Raw genomic sequence first — 16,809 nt, 5'->3', positions numbered from 1 at the left:
ATTTTACAGTTGATTTTTTTGTGCATAATGAACCTGTGAGCAAAACAATGTTAGGTTTATAGGTCTAATTTAGTTTTTTTTTAAATGCTAAATTAGGCTATTTGAAAATAATTTCTTTCTTCTCGCCTACTTATAAAATTCTTCTATGGTTTTTATTTGGTTTTTATTTGCTAAATTATTTATAAACCACTTAATTAACCATACACACCAAGTTGTATGCCATTTGAGAACACGATAGAAAAGTAGTTCAATCACTACAAAATAAATTAATCGAAAAGTATTCTTTCACAGCGCGTAAGGTCAAAAAAAGACAATTTGTTATACAGCCTGGCTTTATCGCTAAATATCGAATTTTTAGCTGCCCAAAGTACATTTAAGACATATGTTATGGATAAGAATGGTAAAGAACAAATTATATCGCTTGCTATGTATGGATGGTAGATTTCAGATCCTAATAGTTTCATCTATCACCAACCTGCGACAATGTTTGTAGAAGCATTGGAAGGCAGTCTAATTTTATATTTGGATTTTGAAAACGAACAAATACTAAAAGCCCATTCCCATAGATTCGAAACCTTTTTTAGAACTGTTGTAGAAAGAGGTCTTGCTTTTATGCAACGCAGATTAATAGATAGTTTAACACTCACTGTCGAAGAAAGGCATGAACAATTCACTGAAAAATATCCTGAGTTTTTACAGCGTATTTCAAAATTTCCTGTTTGCTTGGCCCTCCGGGACCACAACTTGATAATAAAAAAAAGGACATTAATAAAGCCGCCGTAATAAATAAAAATTGTTTCATAATTTATTTTTAAATTCAGTTAATATTACTGTTAGTTATCTTATAATAATTCTTTTTTATTTTGATTAAATTCTTCCTGGTTAATAATACCTTGGTCAAGCATTGTTTTATATTTGAGTATTTCATCTGCAGATGATACTGTATTGTTTGTGTTGTTTTTAGCAATCTGTTCTGCTACAAAATCGCTAAAGGCCTTTCCAGAAACCTTTTGAGTATGAACAGAAATGTATTTTTGGCATTCTTTTTTAATTTCTTTAGCTTTTGATAAAAAAGAAGATAGAAATGCATCAAAAGAGATGCTTAATTTTATTTAATTATTGAAGTATTTGACATCTGAAGGTTTACTTATAGAATTTAAAAATGATTTTCTGAATACAACACCTGAAGATTTTCTTTCAAAAAATCAATCAAATAAAAAAACTAAAAATCAAATAAAAGGCTCTCACTCTTTTGACCTTGATTTAAAAATAACTGGAAAAACCTTTGGTGGAAATGCAATAATATATCCCAAAAATTTTTATCTAGAAATTGTAAGATTTCAACCACTTCAAGTTCAAATAAGTCCTGATTTAGAAAATTTAATAGATAGCGATTTTTTAACTACGGCAGACAAATCATTTGAGATTAGTAGAGTTCAACCAAAACTGTCTTTCATAGCACTCGCACTTTCATTTTTATCACTGGGATTTTCATGGTATATCTCATATAACCCTAAAAACAATGAAACAAAACTATCAGAACATCAGCTGCATAGTATTATAAATTCAATAAATAGCATTGAAAAAAAATAGTTCCATCTGAACGTCTTTCATTTAATTTAAAGAGCAGTATGCATAAGGACTCTATTAGCGAAAAAAAGTAAATATCACTTCTAGAAAAAACAATTAAAACTTACTAAGTACAAAAAGTTCTCGTGGACTTTCTATATGCGATTTATTTACTAAATTAGACGCTTAAACAACGCAACAACTCATATACAAGCACGATAGCGACAATATAGAAACTACATTTATGGAGAAAATAGCAATACAAAGAATTCAATCATTAGACCTATTGAAAGGTATAGTGATGGTGATCATGGCTCTAGATCACACGAGGGATTATTTTCATTATGATGCCTTTTTCTATAAATCTAGTGATCCTCTTCAAACAGACGCTTTTATTTATTTCACACGATGGATCACTCATTTTTGTGCTCCTGCATTTTGCTTATTAGCTGGTGTTTCGGCCTATTTGGTGGGCATGCGAAAATCCAAGAAAGAGTTGTCCATTTTTTTATTAAAACGTGGTATTTGGCTCGTACTTGTTGAAGTGGTCATTGTTAATTTTGGATGGTTTTTCAATATCCATTTTGGGTCAATACCACTTGGGATAATCTGGTCGCTTGGTATCAGTATGCTTTTTCTAGCAGCGATGATACACCTGCCATTTAAATCAATTTTGTGGTGTAGCCTACTCATCATTTTCGGTCATAATTTATTAGACAACATACATTTTGAAGATAATCTTTTATGGGCGATTCTTCACGAACAGAGTCGTTTTACTATTTTAGGTGGCAGAAAATTGTTAACAGCGTATCCAATCATCCCTTGGGTGGGGGTAATGTCACTTGGCTATTATTTCGGTTCTTTTTACCAAAAAACAATTGAGCCCATCAAGCGGCAAAAATTATTTACATTGATTGGGATTGGGGCGATTGTTCTTTTCGTTGTTGTTCGGGGAATTAATTCCTATGGAAACCCGAATCATTGGCAAAGTTACGATACAATACTTCAAACACTGTTTTCGTTCTTTAACCCTCGTAAATACCCCCCTTCACTCACCTTCTTACTGATGACACTGGGAATTACGTTCCTCTTTTTGGGAAATTCAGAAAAGTTGAAAGGAAGACTCGTTAATATCTTTAGAGTTTTCGGGAAAGTACCCTTTTTCTATTACATTCTGCACATATACTTAATTCACTTATCCGCAATGCTTTTGGCGCAACTAACAGGTTTTGGCTGGAAAGTGATGCTTTTAAAAAGATGGGTAACTGGCGTACCTGAATTGGATGGTTATGGTCTTCATTTAAGTTGGGTCTATGTTGTTTGGATAGGAATTGTGATTTCGCTTTATCCATTGTGTAAGCGATTTGGTCAATATAAACTAGATCATAAAGAAAAATGGTGGTTGGGATATTTATAGAAATCATATTATTGCCAAAACCGTGTGAAATTAATTGCTAGTTCTAACATACTTACTAAAATCCTAACGGACTTTCTATTCGGTTTTTATTTACTAAGTTAATAGCTTGAAACACTCAACAAAAAATACACAAAAAAGTTATCTTTGAAAATTATGAAAGACTTAAAAATAATTTATTTGATTGGGATGCTCTTTTTTATGGGCTGTTCAAATAGCGGAAATGAAAATAGTACAACCGAACCTAAAGAAGTCTCATCATTTTGGGGGATGAAATACCGTGTTGACACCGAGATATCTTATGGTGACAGCCCGGAGCAGAAATTGGATGTCTATAGTCAAGGCCAAAGGATTGGCGAACCAGATTACTGGCTTCCTGATACCATAAATCATCCAACTTTGATTTACTTCCATGGCGGTGGTTGGGTTGGTGGTGCAAAAGAGCGTGCAACGCTTGAGTTGATTCCTTACCTAGAGCGAGGCTGGAATATTGTAAATATAGAATACCGAAAGGGTGAAAATACTGCCCCTCAAGCTGTGGATGATGCTATGTGTGCAATCTCTTGGGTAGCTAAAAATGCGTCTAGTTATAACATTGATCTAGAAAATATTGTCATCTCAGGAGGGTCTGCTGGAGGTCACTTGGCACTAATTACCGGCTTGCTCAATACAATTACCGATAGCCATGATTGTTATGTTGGTAATCAATTGAAAATAAAGGCAATTGTCAATTGGTTCGGTGTTACAGATATTGCAAAAGTTGAGAATTACTTAAGGACCAAAAAACCTGAGTGGAACTACGCAGGGTCCTGGATAGACGGTCTTGATCGGGTAGATAATATATCTGCATCATATTCTCCTGTGAAAAATATAACATCTAAAACACCTCCGATCATTACTATACACGGAGAGTTAGATGCAGTTGTGCCATTTGATCAAGCTGTTACATTTCATGACCTGTTGAATGAGGTTGGAATAAAGAACGAATTGGTTTCTGATCCAAAAGGAAAACATGCAGGATTTAGTGAAAAACAATTCAAACATATATACTCTAGAATATTCAATTTTTTAGATGAAGTAATTGAATAGAAAATATGAGAATACTATACATTTTTGCGCTTATATTGATTTCGAGTTGTACAAAATCAAAAAGTTTAACTTGTGTTGATTTTAAAATCGGAACATTTAAAGCAGAATCTACTAACTATAAAATGCCTGCTTTAATTATAAAACGATTTGAAAAAACTCAAAAAGAAACAGCTGTTGGTTTTCCAACGACAGAAGCAACAATCGAATGGAAGTCAGAATGCAATTTTGAATTGAATTATTTAAATAACTCTCCAGATGTGAAAGGGGAAAAAATTAGTGTTAAAATACTCAAAATAGAAGGACGAAAAGCCATCTGTGCTGGTACTGTTGGAGGTCGGTCAGGACATATTTTGAATTTTGAATTGGAAAAGCAAAAATAGCAACATTTACTAAAAACATATATAATTTATCGCTAGCTCCAGCCTACTTGCAAAAATCCACACGGATTTTATTGGTTCCTTTTTTATTTAGTAACTTTAAAACTTAAACGAGGCAACTTTTTTTAATGAAACGCTACTAAAAACTTATATCACTTCGCGAACTAGACGGAAAATTTTCTGTTTATGAAGATAAATTAGAGTGAAGTAATTTTTCTAACTTTGATAATAGAATTATTTTAAATAATATGCAATTTAAAAGTATCGAGACCGTTGCAAGGAAGTGCCTAATAAAAAGCACAAAAATAACACGTTATTATTTATGTTAAATATTTGATTGTAAGTATATTAATCTGTAAATTTAGTGTATGAAAATACAAAAACAACCAACTTTAGCCGATAGCATTTGTGATTTACGAGCAAGAAAAATTAAAAAGACATTTTTCACCCAAATAAACACCCTTATCGATTGGGATACGATCTCTATCCTAATAAATAATGATTATTTAAAAGGAAAAAGTGCCACTGGCAAGCCTTCTTATGATGGGACATTACTTTTTAAAATGTGTCTTTTACAAAGTTGGTATGGTTTAAGCGATTATGAAGTTGAAGACCGAATAAATGACAGTCTTTCCTTTAGTTATTTTTGTGGGATGACCATTGAACAGGTTGCTCCAGATCATAGTACTTTAAGTAGGTTTAGAACCGCATTAACCAAAACACAAACCTTCGAAAAATTATTTACCTCCATAAACAAACAGCTAGAAGCACATAATATCATTGTAAAAACAGGTTTAATAATAGACGCTAGTGTAATAGATACGCCACTTAGACCAAAAGGAAAAACAAATTTTAAGGTAACCGAAGACCGCTGTGCAGACCAAGTAGAAGTACACAAAGAATATCCAGATAGTGTCGATAAAGAGGGTACTTGGTTAAAGAAAAGAGGAAAGTACCATTTTGGGTTTAAAAAGCATCATGTAACGGATAACGAAGGACTTGTTCTAGGAGTACTAACCACAACTGCGAGCAAAAATGAGATTGCAAATTTGGAGGAAGTTCTAGAAACTGTAAATGTAGCATTACCAAAAGACATCCCTCTAAAGGCAGATAAAGGGTACCAATCAAAGAAAAATGTTGCGATTTTAAAGAAGCGTAATTTAAAGAATCATATCCTTAAAAAGGCGGTAAAAAATAAACCGTTAACAAAATGGGAAACTAGATTCAATAAATTAATAGGAAAAACAAGGTTTAAAGTAGAACGTACTTTTGGAGGAATAAAATTATGGTTTAAAGGTGGAATTGCAAGATACAGAGGGATGAAAAAAATGCATACACAAAATTTGATGGAGGCAATGTGCTATAATTTATATCGAAGTCCAGGGATATTTGCGTCTAATTGTAAAAATTAAGGAAAAATGAAGCCTAAAAAAGGCATTTACTCACTTAAAATAGAAAAAAAATAGCATAATCGATGTTGTAGCTAAAAAAAAGGGAACTCTAAAAAGTAAAAATAATTAAGTTCGCTTTTTGCAACGGTCTTGTATCGTTGATAATGAACATTTTAATTTAAGGTTTTTGTTAAGTGCTTATATCGAAACTCAAAAAACACTAAAAAAACTTGGCTAAATACTTTCAGAAGAAATAAACAATAAATAACGAAAGGCTAACAAAGGATAAAATATTATTAAACTTTAAACTACAGGTATATCTTCTTCTTTTAATTGAGCTATTTCTAAACCTCGTACATTGGTAAACTTACATTTATAGATGAATACTCCACCCCTTTCAGTAGCATAGATAATCGAATTATATATAAATCCATACAATTATTGTGTAAGTATTTGACTTGGAATGAATATTGCTGAGGTTTAAGAATAGTGTTTTTTGAAATGATTGATTATCTTTGAAAAAAATAATTATGAAAAAAGGATTAAAAAAATATGTTGTTAAATATACTCTTGAATTTTTTGTTATTGTTTTAAGTATCTCTTTTTCATTTTGGATTAATGAATGGAATAGTTTAAGGAATAATAAGGCATTGGAAAGAGCATATTTAAGAGACATTAATACTGAATTTAAAGATAATAAAATTCAGCTTGTTAAGCGTTTAAGATTTATGAACAAGACTTACAATATTGGCAAAAATTTTATAAAAAATTTTCCAATAACCGATCAAAATACTGATTCCATATTTGAAGGTATATTTGGGAAACCACCATATTTATCCAGTGTAGTTTCATTTGACCCTTCTAGTAGCAGTATAAAATCTCTAATTAACTCACCTTCGTTTAGTAATATTAGCAATCTAAAATTAAAAAAGTATATTGTCGAATGGAGTGATTTAGTATTGGATTATAAGGAAGAGGAAGAAGCGTCAAATCAAGTTTCAAAAGAAATAATACAATTCCATAAAAATACCGCGTCATTGAACTATCAGTTTAAAGGCCTAATATCAAAAGAGGATAAAATTAAACTAGAAAAGTTGGTCTATTGGAAGACAAATACATTAGCCATTATTGTAGATTCCACGAGTTTCCCTATGGAGCTAGAAAGTACCAAAGTTATGGCATCAATAAATGCTATTATAGCACTTACCGAACCAAATACATTAAGTAGAAATTAATTATGATCAAATTCTTTCGAAAAATAAGGTAATACCTTTTGGAGAAAAAGAATACTGGAAAATATTTTAAATATGCTCTTGGTGAAATCGTACTTGTTGTTATTGGAATTTTAATGGCTCTTCAGATCAATAATTGGAAGTAGAGTGAGAGGACCAAAAAGGAATAAGAACTGGTTTAATTGAGTTAAAATCAGCGTTGGATGATGGCTTTTCCGCATTAGAATCTCTAATCAGTGACGTTGAAATCCTAGACAAAGCGGAGAAACAGCTTTTGAAACAATTATTACAGTCGTTCTACAAGGTGCTATTTTTGGATTTAGCCATTCTTATGATTTTTCCGCAAGGTCAATAAGTGCAGGAATTATAGGTTTAATTATGGGAATAGCATAAGTAAAATTTGGACGAAATTTATGGCATTAATAATCGCTCATTGTATACTTAACAAAATGTCGATGATTGATAGAGTATAATGCCAACAAATAAAAAACGACACTGCAACACTGCATAAAATTAATTGCTAGTTTTAGCTCAGCCAATATTAATTGCTTTGCTTGCATGCTTTTGATTTTCCTTCGAAAAATCCTCGCGCACCAGCTAACAACTTTCCAAATATGTAACATTTATTCACAAGCTCTGAAGAGCTAATTTGAATTCAATGATAAGCATTCTAATCCTAACAATTGCCTTTTCTGTCAATGCCAAAGTGGGTAGGTATGTTTATTAACAATATAAAAAACCAATACGAACACCTTCGTGAAAAAGATTTTAAAGAAAAGTATATATGGATTTAAAAAGAATAGACATTAAGAACCTGAGTAATAACCAAAATTACTACCAACCAGCTGCAAAAAGATTCTCTTTACAAAGTTTACTAATTTCAATGGTACTATTAAATTGAATTTATTACGTTTTTAAACATTCAAAAAGGGAAATTATAACAATTTTATTCCTCATCCAAATCTTCATCATAACCGGGCAACTCTAGAGCTTTTACAGATTGAATTGCATTTCCGGCAATTCCTTTTATAGAGCCATACATATCAATTGTATTGGTCACCACCTTCTCAATTTGTTTTTCTCTTTGTTTCCAAATTCTCTGCATAGACCTTTTTTCACTGTCTAAATCAGATTTCATTTGCGTAAATCCTTCCACAATTGCTTCAATTTGCATTCTAAAAGTATTGCTCGTTAAATAATCATAGAGCAAGTCCATTTTATCGCCTTTATTTTCTTGCGTACTAATGGCGTTATTTACTTGTAAAATTCCTTCTCTTAAAACAGCACACAGCCCTTTAAACTCCTCATAATTACAGATCCAAATTCCATCTTTTAAGCCCATTCTATCCATGTCAGAAGGCATCACTTCGGTAACTAAAACGCCAATATTTGCGCCTTTATCCCTAATATCAGCTTTAAATTTCTCAATCCAAGTTGGCTGAAAATCTTTGGTTCTTTTGCTTTCGTAATAAATAGTCCCGCAATTTTGTTCCGTTCTAGAATGTACAATCTGGATGCAATCTCCTCCTCTAGCTCCTTTTTTAATTTCTTCGATGGTATCTAGAGGGAATTTTGATATCAACCACTCCTCTATTGCCAATTCTTGCACTTCTCCTTGCAATTGCATGGAACCTTGCTCCTGCTTACGTTTCATTTCTTCGGTAAGCTTTTTCTGATCTTCTAATTGTTTTTGCATTTCTTTAAAACGCAATTCATTTTTATCTTCTTCAGCTTTTTTAATTTTCTCTTTTTCTATTGATAAAATCTCATTTAGCTTTTTCTGAGATTCTGCCTCTACCGAATCTTTTAATTCGCTTTTTTCTCTTTTTAGCTTTTCAATCTCTGCTTTCGATCGACTTAATTCTTTAACCTGTTCAGACTTTTCGTTTAATTCCTTTTGCAAGGCTTCAAATTGTTCTGATTGTTCTTCTTTTAATTTGTGCTTTAATATCGCCTCTATTTCTTTTTTACCTTCTTTTAACTGTTTTTCCAAACGATCTTGAAAAAGCTCATTTTCCTTCTTTTTCTTCTGTTCAAAATCTAGTTTTTCTTGTTTTAATTTCTCCTGTTCAACTTCATACTTCTTCTTTTCTTGGGCAATTTGAGACTGGTATTTTTGTTTGATTTCTTCTTCTAATTGATGAGATAAAATATCTTGAACATCGATGGAGGTTCCGCAATTTGGACACTTTATTTGGTTTTCGTTTTTCATTTGGTTTTTTTAATTATAATAACTGCTTATTTTTTAAATGTATGAATACTTCAGCAGAATCTGATAAAATCCGTAGATGAATTTAGCAGATGTTTTGACAAAAATAGTGCCTTTTCTTTTTTCTAGGGATGAAAAGTAACAAAAATATGGACGGATTTTATTTCTATTGAATTCTTCGCGATGCTCACTATTTATCCCTTCCTTATTTTCCATGGATGAATATTGAATTGCTAAAGATATTTCTACTCCTTGCATCCCAGGAAAAACAAAAGCGGGCATAGAAAAACAGGTACATCAATTAAGTTGTATATTTGCCTTCTTTAAACAGAATATTACAAAACAATCATCTCTTTAATTTCTATGCCTTTTAAAAAATTACATTCCGATATCCATGAGATGCTCGAGTTTCTTGAAATAACAACTCCTACTCCTTTTCAGATCGCCAGCATACCAGTTATAAAAAGTGGTGCTAATATTTATTGTGTTGCTCCAGAAGGAAGCGGAAAAACAACGACGCTGATACTTACTACGTTGCAAAAATTAAAATGTGAAGCAATTGGCACCGCACCAAGAGCTATTATTTTAGTTGAAGACAGAAATAAAGCAGCTGAATTGTATGATGCCTTTACAAAATATATTAGACACCATGAATTACGTCTTTATAATTGTGATGAAAAATTGCATATTGATGTTATAAAATCAGAAATTTTTGAAGGTGTAGACATTCTTATTTCGACGCCTAAAATCTTAAACAAATTGTTTTTATTAGAAGGTGTAAATACCACCCAACTGCAAATATTTAGCATGGATGATGGGGCTTTTTTAGAACAAAAAACTGCGCACAACGCTATGATGTTAATGACGCAAAGTATTCAAAAATGTCAATTTGTAATATATTCAGAAAAAATGCATCCCTTTCTAAAACGCTTTGAGAGCTATTTTATGAAACATGCTAAAATAATTTCTGTTAAAGGAGCTTAAAAGCAGCCTTTCTCAAAAAGCGAATTCTCTCAAAAAAACGATTACAAGATGATACCAAAACTACATTATATTTCTCAAGGCAGCACTCCAGAAGAACATCTAGAAAATATTCAAAAAGCGTGTTCGGCAGGTGCAGAATTAGTGGAATTACATTTACAGAAAGTATCAGAAAAACAACATTTAAAATTGGCGAAGGAAGCGAGAGAAATGACGGCTCATTTTCAAACTCGTTTGCTTATATTTAACAATTATAAAATAGCTAAAACAGTAAAAGCAGATGGTGTGCATTTAGCGCAAACAGACTTGGCAACCAAAGCTAGAATTCATATCTACACGTGGCAAATTATTGGTGCAACAGCAAATACATTGCAAGATTGCGAAACATTGTTAAATGAACAAGTCGATTATATTCGATTGGCTCCTTTTAGAAGTGCAGAAACTAAAGAAAATATGCCTACTGTCTTGGGTTTAAATGGATATACTGCCATTGTAGAAGCGTTAAAAACGGATACTCCGATTATAGGCGCTGGCGGAATTACCACAGAAGATGTTGCAGCTATTTTGGCAACCGGAATTTCTGGAGTTGCTATTTCTACAGAAATTACAAGTAATTTTGATAGTGTAAAGTTGTTTAACCAACTATTAAAAGCATCATCTGTAGACGAACAACGCCACACATTTTAAGAATATACTAGCACTATTTTATAAATGATAAAAAAACAGTTAACTTTAAACAAAAAATTTGGATTTACTAACCGTAATTACCTGGTTCTCAAGTTTAGCATTTATATATTTTGGAATGAATTGCTTTTATTCTGATTTTATAATTGCGGAATTTATTAGATATGATTTACCAAGCTACAGAAAATTAACAGGAATTCTTCAGCTACTCGGTTCAACAGGCTTGTTAATCGGACTCTATTTTAGTCCGATATTATTGCTCTTAGCGTCTATAGGTTTGTGCTTGTTAATGCTGGCTGGTTTTATTTTACGATTAAAAATTAATGATAATTTTATTCAGTCCTCACCCTCTTTTATTTTTGCAGCTTTAAATTTATTTATTGCGATTAAAACCTATTATAAGTACTTTTAAAGGGAACCAGACGCAATGATTAGATTCATTACTATAAATAAAAAGGCTGGAAACGACTTGTACCAAACATCTTTTACGATGATATGCATTAGTATTGACCCTGCTAATAAAGCCGATAAGCCTAAACTACCTATTAAAGTTAGCATCTCAAACTGAATAGAAGCCATTAAAATAATCGCTAAACTTACTTTTAAAAAGCCTATCACATAGCAAAAGTTTTTTGAAAAACCATATACTTTAAACTCTTCAACAATGGTTTTAGCATCTCCACCTCGCCATCTTGTTGGTTTATTTTGTTGAAGTAACCAAACATTTAAAATACTGATTCCGACAGTTATTTTGAATGCAATAATTATATAGTTCATTAGTTCCATTGATATCTGTTTTTAGTTTATTTAAGTAGTACGAATTTATAAAAAATAATCCAACGATAGCTTTAAAATAAAACTACTTTGAAATTAAGATAAAATGAAGTTGCTACAAAATAAGTTTCTGTCGTTTTATCTTAATCAAAAAGAACTACACTTCTTTAAAATAAAAACCTTTCGACTTTTGCTTTTAGGGCGCTCAATCGAAAGGTTAAAGGAGATTACTTTACTTTTATAAAGGATGTAAAATCCTGTTTTATTTAAGTGATTTCATGTCAATTACAAATCTGTATGTAACGTCATTTTTAAGAATACGATCATAAGCAGTGTTGATGTTTTGCATGTCAATCAATTCAATATCACTAGTAATGTTATGTTTTCCGCAGAAATCTAACATCTCTTGTGTTTCTTTAATTCCGCCTATCAAAGAACCAGCAATGCGCTTACGTCCCATAATGATGTTTCCTCCAGAAAACGGCTCCAAAGGTTCTATTGCACCCACTAAAACCATTGTTGCATCAATTTTAAGCAATCCTAAATAAGGATCCATTTCATGACCAACCGGAATGGTATTTAAAATAAAGTCGAAACTACCTTGGTGTTTTTTCATTTCTACTTGATCTTTAGAAACCAAAACTTCATGTGCACCTAATCTTTTTGCATCTTTTCCTTTTTCTGGGGAGGTGGTAATCATTACTACATGAGCACCCAACGCATTTGCAAATTTAACGCCCATATGCCCTAATCCGCCTAAACCGATGACACCTACTTTATCTCCTTTTTTCACTTTCCAATGCGTTAATGGCGACCAAGTTGTAACACCAGCGCATAACAAAGGTGCGGTTGCTGCCTCGTCTAAATTTCCTGGAATACGCAATACAAATTTTTCATCAACCACTACGGATGTAGAATAGCCTCCATATGTCTGTTTCCCTTCGAGATGTTTATCTGGACTGTTATATGTAAATGTTGCTCCGTTTTCACAAAATTGTTCTAGATCTTGCTGGCAAGAAGAACAAGTTTGGCAGGAATCTACCATACAACCTACACCAACCAAATCGCCTATTTTGTGGGTGCTAACGTTTGCACCAACCTCTAAAACGCGACCAATAATTTCATGCCCAGGAACCACAGGATAGGATGCTCCTTTCCAATCGTTTCTCGCCATATGTATGTCACTGTGACACACACCGCAATACGTAATATCAATTTTTATGTCATCTTTACCTGTTGCTCTTCTTTCTATATCTAACGGTTTTAAATCTTCTGTAGATGCAGTTGCTCCAAATGCTTTTACTATTGTATTTGTCATATTTATGCGCTTTTTAAAGTAATTTTTAATTCAATCTCAGTGTTTAATACTTTTGAAATCGGACAAACCTCTTTCGCTTTGTGTGCTATTTGCTGAAATTGTTCTGCATCAATATTCGGTACATCTCCTTCTAAATGTAAGGTGATTTTTGTAATTGCTCCGTCTTCAAAAGTAACAACTGCATCTACATACAAGGTAGTTGCGGTGAAGTTACTTTCATTTAATAAGAAACTTAATTGCATTGCAAAACAACCTGCATGTGCTGCTCCAATTAACTCTTCTGGATTTGTTCCTTTTTCGCCATCTTCAAATCGAGTGTGAAACGAATATTGTGTTCTATCTAATACTTTACTTCCTGTCGTGATGCTTCCTTTTCCGTCTTTTCCACTACCGGTCCATGCTGCATTTGCTTTTCTTGTAAATTTCATACTGTGTGTTTTTAAATTAAATTAGTATTTATTTTGAAGCCTTGGGATAGTCTGTATATCCTTTTGCTCCTGTTGTGTAAAACGTATCTTGATCCCAATCGGCTAATTCCAAATTGTTTTCAAAACGTTCTACTAAATCTGGATTAGAGATGAAAGGCTTGCCATAAGCCACTAAATCTGCTAAACCATCCTCAATTATTTTATTCCCTTTTTCTTGATCAAACGCGGTGTTAATCATTAATGTACCATTATATAAAGGACGAAAATGTTTTGCAATTTCTGAAACCGCAAACGGTATTTCTGAAACATCCGTAAACGGTTCCGATAAATGTATGTAGGCCAAACTATAATCGTTTAATTTTTTGATAATGTATTCAAAAGTCGGAATTGTATCTTCATCCATCGTCATTCCAAATAAACCATTTAAAGAAGGATTGAAACGTGCTCCTATTTTCTCTTGCGGAATTACTTCTTTTATCGCATCTAAAACTTCAAAAAAGAAACGGGCTTTATTTTCTGTACTTCCGCCGTAAGCATCTGTTCTTTTATTTGAAGATCCATTAAAAAACTGATGAAATAAATAGCCGTTCGAAGAATGTATTTCTACGCCATCAAAACTTGCTTTTACTGCGTTTACAGCAGCATTTTTAAAATCTTGAATGGTTGTTTTTATATCTTCAATCGTCATTTCTTTGGGTGTAACAGTATCTTTAAATCCTCCTGAAGTAAATGATTTTTCTTCTGGATTTAAAGCGGAAGCCGATAGTGGTAATTCGCCGTTATGAAAGTCCGGGTGCGACATTCTACCCACATGCCATAATTGGATAAATATTTTTCCTCCTGCATCATGCACACGTTTGGTTACTTTTTTCCAACCTGCTACTTGTTCATCAGAATAAATACCTGCAGTATAAATGTAACCGATCGCTTGCTTGGATACTTGCGCACCTTCTGTAATAATTAAACCTGCGGAAGCACGCTGTTCGTAATATAAACCGTGTAATTCATCTGTAGGCACATTGCCTTCGTTATCTGCTCTACTGCGCGTCATCGGTGCCATGATAATGCGGTTTTTTAAAGTTATATTTTTAGTATTGGGTGTTAATAAATTTTGCTTGCTCATGTAGATTTATATAAGTTTTAATTAAAACAAATTTACGATATGAACTCAACAATCTCATTGACCTAGATCAATTAAGACCAATTTAACTTTTTCCTAACCCTGCTTAAGTTTTCTGGAGTAACACCTAAGTAATTTGCGATATCATAATTAGCAACTCTATCTTCTATATTTGGATAGGAGGTGCAGAATTCGAGATATCGTTCTTGCGTATTTTTTTCTAATGTTGATAAAATACGTTTCCGTTGTGCAATAAATGCATGAGTTGTTAAAACTCTAAAGTAGCGTTCAAAAACAGGAGCCTCTTCATAAATTTTATGAAGACTATCATAACTTATGCATAATAACTGCGAATCTTCAATCGCTTCAATATATAATTTTGAAGATATTTGATTGTAAAACGCATCAAAGTCGCCCACCCACCAATTCTCTATCGCAAACTGAATGATATGTTTACTGCCTTTATCATCCATATAATAAGCCCTTAAACACCCTTTTACTACAAAATGTTCGTGTTTTACATGCGTACCTGGCTTTAGTAAAAACTGACCTTTGCCAACAGAGATTTCATTTAAAACAGCATTGAATACTTGTAAATCCTTTTTAGTTGCTTTGATATGATTAATGATGTGTTTTGTTATCGATGGATGCATAGTACAAAGGTGCTAAAATGTTTGATAAATTACACTACTAAATTACAGGAATCTATAGAAATATAACTCATTAAAGCACCCTATTTACATCCGAGAATACCTACTTTTGCAGTCTATTATAAGACGAGGTTATCTAGCCTGATAACCTTTGTAGTAAAAACCATCAACTTATGAATATTGAACACTTGTTATACGATTATTTACTGACTACCGGAATGGGAATTTTAGCAGCCAAATATTTAAACATGATTGTTTTAGTAATAGTGTTACTTATTTCAGCCGTCTTTATAGATTTTATAATTCGGAAAATTATTGTGCAATTATTTACACAATTTGCATCTAGAACTAAAACCAATTTCGATAATTTATTGGTGCAAAACAAAGCGCCACGAAATATTGCCCATATTATTCCCTTACTTATTGTTTTACAGCTTACTCCGTCTGTGTTTATTGACTTTACCTATTTCGGAAATATTATTCAAAAAGGTTTGCAGGTATTTACGATTATCCTTTTTCTTTGGGTTGCTCGAAGCTTGCTAAACACTCTTAAAGATTACTTTAAATCTTTACCTCGTTTAAATGATAAGCCCATAGACAGTTACATACAGGTATTTATGATATTTGCTTGGGTGGTTGGTGTTTTGTCCGCATTTGCCATTATTACCGGTATAGAATTTATTAAATTCATTACTACTATTGGTGCTGCTTCTGCTGTTATTATTTTAATTTTTAAGGATATTATTCTAGGTTTTGTTGCTAGTATTCAGGTTTCTATTAATGATATGGTACGAATTGGTGATTGGATTACGTTTGAAAAATATGGTGCTGATGGCGATGTTACGGAAATTAATCTATCAACCGTAAAAGTTCAAAACTTTGATAAAACAATCACTACAATTCCTACGTATGCTTTAATTTCGGATTCGTTTAAGAACTGGAGAGGAATGGAAAGTTCGGAAGGAAGACGCATAAAAAGGTCCTTAAGTATTAAGTTAGATAGCATTCATTATTTATCTAAAAATGAATTAAATAGCCTAAAAAAAATACAATTGATTTCGACTTATCTGCAAACTCGCCAATCTGATATTGACACCTACAATAAGAATAATACAATCAATAAAGAATTACTTTTAAATGGCCGAAACCTTACGAACATAGGTGTGTTTAGAAAGTATGTTGAAACCTACATAGAAAATCATTCTGGCACTAATAAAGAAATGATGATTATGGTGCGTCAATTAGCCCCAGGCACTCAAGGAATTCCTTTAGAAATCTATGCTTTTAGCAGCGATAAACGCTGGAAGAACTATGAATACATAATGGCCGATATTTTTGATCATATCATTGCCGCTGTTCCGTATTTCAATTTAGAACTTTTCGAATTGCCAAGTAATTCAAGTTTTTCAAGTTTAAAAGAATAAGCAAACTAACCGTTGTTTATTTTGAGTTAGAATATTTGTAAGAGTTATTTTTTTATAAAAAATTATATCTAGAACCTAATTAACAGCTAAAATTATTATTCTCGTTACAAATTTTACTCATTTCATTCTTAAACCCACTCTTAATGAAC

The 16,809-nt window shown here is 32.4% G+C and carries 18 protein-coding genes; 11 read left to right on the top strand and 7 right to left on the bottom strand.

What is annotated here, in order from left to right; translation table 11 throughout:
* Window positions 1–483 precede the first annotated feature (483 nt).
* A complete protein-coding gene (locus BST83_RS05880; RefSeq protein ID WP_104808980.1) occupies window positions 484–783 on the top strand; it encodes a cyclic nucleotide-binding domain-containing protein in 300 nt (99 codons plus the stop codon).
* Between the two features lie 59 nt (window positions 784–842).
* Here BST83_RS05880 and BST83_RS20525 read toward each other — a convergent pair whose 3' ends face one another.
* Window positions 843–923 carry an SHOCT domain-containing protein gene (locus BST83_RS20525; protein ID WP_302849476.1) on the bottom strand — a complete coding sequence of 27 codons (81 nt, stop codon included), beginning with the start codon at window positions 921–923 and terminating at the stop codon, window positions 843–845.
* A 205-nt stretch (window positions 924–1,128) separates the two neighbouring features.
* Between BST83_RS20525 and BST83_RS05870 the strand changes: the two genes are divergently transcribed.
* The 6 genes from BST83_RS05870 to BST83_RS05845 all read left to right on the top strand — a co-directional run bounded on the left by BST83_RS05870 (window position 1,129) and on the right by BST83_RS05845 (window position 7,075).
* Complete coding sequence (locus tag BST83_RS05870; protein WP_104808979.1) at window positions 1,129–1,593, top strand: hypothetical protein; 465 nt, start codon at window positions 1,129–1,131, stop codon at window positions 1,591–1,593.
* Between the two features lie 220 nt (window positions 1,594–1,813).
* Window positions 1,814–2,986: an acetyltransferase domain-containing protein gene (locus tag BST83_RS05865; RefSeq protein WP_104808978.1), complete on the top strand. Its 1,173-nt coding sequence runs from the start codon at window positions 1,814–1,816 to the stop codon at window positions 2,984–2,986.
* A 153-nt stretch (window positions 2,987–3,139) separates the two neighbouring features.
* Entirely contained in the window at window positions 3,140–4,072 is a 933-nt protein-coding gene (locus BST83_RS05860) for an alpha/beta hydrolase (protein WP_104808977.1), read from the top strand.
* A gap of 122 nt (window positions 4,073–4,194) precedes the next feature.
* Window positions 4,195–4,452, top strand: a complete 258-nt coding sequence (locus tag BST83_RS05855; RefSeq protein WP_205853560.1) for a hypothetical protein — start codon at window positions 4,195–4,197, stop codon at window positions 4,450–4,452.
* A gap of 365 nt (window positions 4,453–4,817) precedes the next feature.
* Window positions 4,818–5,861 carry an IS5 family transposase gene (locus BST83_RS05850; RefSeq protein ID WP_104808844.1) on the top strand — a complete coding sequence of 348 codons (1,044 nt, stop codon included), beginning with the start codon at window positions 4,818–4,820 and terminating at the stop codon, window positions 5,859–5,861.
* Between the two features lie 509 nt (window positions 5,862–6,370).
* On the top strand, window positions 6,371–7,075 hold the full coding sequence (locus BST83_RS05845) for a hypothetical protein (RefSeq protein WP_104808975.1): 705 nt from the start codon (window positions 6,371–6,373) through the stop codon (window positions 7,073–7,075).
* 943 nt (window positions 7,076–8,018) lie between these two features.
* Here the strand turns inward: BST83_RS05845 and BST83_RS05840 are convergent.
* Window positions 8,019–9,284 (bottom strand): DUF2130 domain-containing protein, encoded by a 1,266-nt coding sequence (locus tag BST83_RS05840; protein WP_104808974.1) that lies wholly within the window; start codon window positions 9,282–9,284, stop codon window positions 8,019–8,021.
* Window positions 9,285–9,680: 396 nt separating this feature from the next.
* On the opposite strand from BST83_RS05840, the gene BST83_RS05830 reads away from it, so the two are divergent.
* From BST83_RS05830 to BST83_RS05820, 3 genes are read left to right on the top strand one after another with little or no spacing between them, the layout of a single operon-like run.
* Window positions 9,681–10,265, top strand: coding sequence for a DEAD/DEAH box helicase (locus BST83_RS05830; RefSeq protein WP_240614671.1), 585 nt, complete (start codon window positions 9,681–9,683; stop codon window positions 10,263–10,265).
* A gap of 48 nt (window positions 10,266–10,313) precedes the next feature.
* On the top strand, window positions 10,314–10,949 hold the full coding sequence (locus BST83_RS05825; RefSeq protein ID WP_104808971.1) for a thiamine phosphate synthase: 636 nt from the start codon (window positions 10,314–10,316) through the stop codon (window positions 10,947–10,949).
* 58 nt (window positions 10,950–11,007) lie between these two features.
* Window positions 11,008–11,358 (top strand): DoxX family protein, encoded by a 351-nt coding sequence (locus BST83_RS05820; RefSeq protein WP_104808970.1) that lies wholly within the window; start codon window positions 11,008–11,010, stop codon window positions 11,356–11,358.
* Here the strand turns inward: BST83_RS05820 and BST83_RS05815 are convergent.
* The 5 genes from BST83_RS05815 to BST83_RS05795 all read right to left on the bottom strand — a co-directional run bounded on the left by BST83_RS05815 (window position 11,355) and on the right by BST83_RS05795 (window position 15,239).
* Window positions 11,355–11,732: a DoxX family protein gene (locus BST83_RS05815; RefSeq protein ID WP_104808969.1), complete on the bottom strand. Its 378-nt coding sequence runs from the start codon at window positions 11,730–11,732 to the stop codon at window positions 11,355–11,357. The two genes, BST83_RS05820 and BST83_RS05815, sit on opposite strands and share 4 nt — an antisense overlap.
* Window positions 11,733–11,982: 250 nt before the next feature.
* Entirely contained in the window at window positions 11,983–13,038 is a 1,056-nt protein-coding gene (locus BST83_RS05810; protein WP_104808968.1) for an NAD(P)-dependent alcohol dehydrogenase, read from the bottom strand.
* A 2-nt stretch (window positions 13,039–13,040) separates the two neighbouring features.
* Window positions 13,041–13,466, bottom strand: a complete 426-nt coding sequence (locus BST83_RS05805) for an OsmC family protein (RefSeq protein ID WP_104808967.1) — start codon at window positions 13,464–13,466, stop codon at window positions 13,041–13,043.
* A 28-nt stretch (window positions 13,467–13,494) separates the two neighbouring features.
* Entirely contained in the window at window positions 13,495–14,589 is a 1,095-nt protein-coding gene (locus BST83_RS05800; RefSeq protein ID WP_104808966.1) for an alkene reductase, read from the bottom strand.
* Window positions 14,590–14,660: 71 nt separating this feature from the next.
* A complete protein-coding gene (locus BST83_RS05795; RefSeq protein WP_104808965.1) occupies window positions 14,661–15,239 on the bottom strand; it encodes a Crp/Fnr family transcriptional regulator in 579 nt (192 codons plus the stop codon).
* 170 nt (window positions 15,240–15,409) lie between these two features.
* Between BST83_RS05795 and BST83_RS05790 the strand changes: the two genes are divergently transcribed.
* Window positions 15,410–16,660: a mechanosensitive ion channel family protein gene (locus tag BST83_RS05790; RefSeq protein ID WP_104808964.1), complete on the top strand. Its 1,251-nt coding sequence runs from the start codon at window positions 15,410–15,412 to the stop codon at window positions 16,658–16,660.
* The last annotated feature ends 149 nt before the right edge of the window (window positions 16,661–16,809 follow it).

This window comes from Polaribacter filamentus (assembly GCF_002943715.1).
Lineage (GTDB): Bacteria > Bacteroidota > Bacteroidia > Flavobacteriales > Flavobacteriaceae > Polaribacter > Polaribacter filamentus.
Note: the sequence above shows the minus strand (reverse complement) of the source record. Positions and strands in the feature narration are given on the sequence as shown.